The sequence below is a fragment of the Clostridium sp. AF28-12 genome (genome assembly GCF_003435225.1).
GTDB lineage: Bacteria > Bacillota > Clostridia > Lachnospirales > Lachnospiraceae > Pilosibacter > Pilosibacter fragilis.
In genome coordinates this window covers 1-2714 of record NZ_QWGJ01000052.1, presented here as the reverse complement: position 1 = coordinate 2714, position 2714 = coordinate 1, and the positions used below count along the sequence as shown (strand labels likewise).

General features: G+C 40.4%; 4 protein-coding genes. 3 read left to right on the top strand and 1 reads right to left on the bottom strand.

The genetic code is table 11. The annotated features are described in order from the left end of the window. The first annotated feature begins 223 nt into the window (after positions 1 to 223). The 3 genes from DWY93_RS16665 to DWY93_RS16655 all read left to right on the top strand — a co-directional run bounded on the left by DWY93_RS16665 (position 224) and on the right by DWY93_RS16655 (position 1717). The gene (locus tag DWY93_RS16665; protein WP_002593556.1) at positions 224 to 496 is read left to right on the top strand and encodes a helix-turn-helix domain-containing protein; all 273 of its coding nucleotides are present in this window, start codon (positions 224 to 226) and stop codon (positions 494 to 496) included. Next, positions 456 to 833, top strand: a complete 378-nt coding sequence (locus DWY93_RS16660; protein ID WP_117471363.1) for a TnpV protein — start codon at positions 456 to 458, stop codon at positions 831 to 833. The genes DWY93_RS16665 and DWY93_RS16660 overlap by 41 nt, the downstream gene beginning before the upstream one ends. 134 nt (positions 834 to 967) lie before the next feature. After that, positions 968 to 1717, top strand: coding sequence for a class I SAM-dependent methyltransferase (locus DWY93_RS16655; protein ID WP_117471364.1), 750 nt, complete (start codon positions 968 to 970; stop codon positions 1715 to 1717). Between the two features lie 122 nt (positions 1718 to 1839). Here DWY93_RS16655 and DWY93_RS16650 read toward each other — a convergent pair whose 3' ends face one another. Further along, on the bottom strand, positions 1840 to 2646 hold the full coding sequence (locus DWY93_RS16650) for a helix-turn-helix transcriptional regulator (RefSeq protein ID WP_009323504.1): 807 nt from the start codon (positions 2644 to 2646) through the stop codon (positions 1840 to 1842). Positions 2647 to 2714: the final 68 nt, after the last annotated feature.

Here is a 2714-nt window from a genome sequence, read left to right as displayed (position 1 = left end):
ACACTTCTATTGCTTCTTTATCACACATCAATAAAGAGCCATGGCATCAAACAGTTCATGGCTAATTAAAGGGAACAAAAAGAAAGGAAAAACCAATCCAGACGGTATCAGCGGCAGGCTACAAGAATAAATTGTGATTTCACAAGATTGGTGTTATAATAAGAGAAAAGCTCCTGCCGGGGCAGCCGCCCCGGTGGTATGGGTAGAAAGGCAGGAAAACAATATGCACATCAGCTATAAACCACTCTGGCACACACTGTTAGAGCGTGATATGCGAAAAGAAGATTTAAGGCTTGCCGCTGGTATGACAACGAATATGATTGCCAACATGAGTAAAGAGGGAAAGCACATCAGCATGGACACATTAGCCCGTATCTGCGAAACGCTGAATTGTGAGATTACCGATGTGATTGAGTTAGTACCAGACGAGCCTGCTTCCACAGGAGGTAAGGAACATGAGAGAATTGAAACCAAGAATAACGGAAAACGGAATTGATTATATCCTTGTCGGAGATTACTATATCCCGGATTTGAAGCTGCCGAAGGAACACCGCCCTATTGGAAAGTACGGACGGATGCACAGGGAATATTTAAGGGAAGTCCACCCAGTCAGATTGAACACATTGACCTTGACCGGGGAGTTATGGACATACCTTGCAGACCTGAACGAACAGGCACAGGAACGGTTAGACACCATCATGGAGCAGATGAAAGATGCCGAGGGCGTGACCGAGGAATTGAAACGAACCCAAGAAATGGAATGGGTGCGGCGTTGCAATAACATTCACAACCGGGCAGAAGAAATTATTTTGCAAGAGATGATTTATTCATAACGGTATGATAGAATGATTATGACAAATCGGAATTGACCGAGCTGAAAGAGAAGGATGCTTGTTGCCCGAAAGACAAGAAGATGGAAGTAGAAGAAAACAAAAAATAATTTTTTATATGAAAGGCTGGTTGCAGAATGTCAAAACAAAATATTTATGATAATGATTTATTTTACGAAAACTTCGAGAAAATACGTAGCAAAGAAATCAATTTTAATGATATTATTGAGACACCAATAATATTAGGAATGATACCTGAACTATATAAAAAGAAAGTATTAGATATTGGATGTGGTATGGGGCAACATGCACTTCAATATTCAAAGAAAGGGGCGTTATCCGTTCTTGGAATTGATATATCGGAAAAAATGTTAGCATATGCAAGAAAAAATAATGCTGCCTCTAATATTGAATACAGAAGACTGGCGTTTGAAGAATTGGATGATTTAGAGGAAAAGTTTGATGTTATTACAAGTTCATTGGCTTTTGATTATGTAGAAAATTTTGAAAGACTTATGAAACAGATTTATAGTCACTTGAATGAAAATGGCAAATGTGTTTTTTCGATGTCACACCCAATAAGTACAGCATATGATGGGACTTTTGACAGATATACCAGAGCAGAAACTGGAGAAAGATTATATGCTAATCTACGAAATTACGGAATAGAGGGTAAGCGTGTTATTCATTGGGTAGTAGATGAATATGAACTTTATCATAGAACGATTTCAACATTAATAAATGATATTGTTTCTGCTGGATTTATTATTGAGGAATGTCAGGAATCAAAAGTACCAGAATCAATTAGAGAAAAGCGAGCAGATATGTTTGGAGGAGTTATTCATCAGCCAGACTTTATTTTTTTTAGGTGTGGAAAGAAAAATTAATATTTTATCTATGTAAAGAACCCGACAACTTCCAGTTTGTCGTTCTAAAAATTCAACTGAATAATCCCAGCAAAAACCGCTGCTACATGGAAGCCAACAAACCATGCAACAGCGGTTTTTCTTTACCGTTTTTTCCTTTGGCTGATAGGCGTTCCCATTTTCTTTGATTTTTTGAGAATCCGAATCAGCCAGCGAAATTCTTCGTCTGACAGATTTTTATAGTTGATACCGAGCTGTTTACAGTAAAGGACAACCAGCTTTTCATCCCGGCTGCCCTTGAAATTTTCGACCGCTTCCAGATTTTCTTTCAGTTCATTGGCAACAGTGGTCTGGGGTGCACTCTCACTGTCCTTTTTATGGGCTTCTCGAATATCCCGGATAATGAGGTTGAGGTCATCCCGTACCATCTGACTGAAATATTCATCATCACTGATATGGGCGGCTTGTAGCACTTTCAAATGGGGGTCGTCTTCGCCAGGGCGATACCGTTCAATGATTTCATGTCGGACAGTATCAACAAGGGCATTGAGGTTTTGAATCTGCATGGTGGCAATCCCGTCCACATAAATCTCAATGTCCGCAAGAAACTTGATAAAATCTTTATGTGTGGCAAGCTCACAGAGCAGACGGTTGTTAATCCGACCGCTTTTCAGGAGAGCAACCATCTCATCATTCAAATGCAACTCCGTCAATGGCGTGTTGATCTGCTCCCTGTTCTCTGTCCGGCACAGCAGATAATCAACGGAAACCCCATAGAAGTCTGCCAGTGTGATAAGGTTGCCATGATTGATTTCTTTATAATCCTCTTTCTCATAACTTCCAAGAGCTGATTTGGAAATACCCGTCAACTCTGACAACTCTTCCAGATTTAAGCCTTTGTCCTTGCGGAGTTCCCAAAGGCGTTCCTGTATGCTTGTCGCTCCTTTCATGGGCGCACGCTCCTTTCCGGTGGTTTGATTGCTGCCGCTTATCTGGATTATATCACACTTTCCGCAAT

Bases quoted from the DNA above. Each gene is read 5' to 3' on its own strand.
- DWY93_RS16650 (WP_009323504.1), bottom strand. From the start codon at position 2,646: ATGAAAGGAGCGACAAGCATACAGGAACGCCTTTGGGAACTCCGCAAG.
- DWY93_RS16660 (WP_117471363.1), top strand. From the start codon at position 456: ATGAGAGAATTGAAACCAAGAATAACGGAAAACGGAATTGATTATATC.
- DWY93_RS16665 (WP_002593556.1), top strand. From the start codon at position 224: ATGCACATCAGCTATAAACCACTCTGGCACACACTGTTAGAGCGTGAT.
- DWY93_RS16655 (WP_117471364.1), top strand. From the start codon at position 968: ATGTCAAAACAAAATATTTATGATAATGATTTATTTTACGAAAACTTC.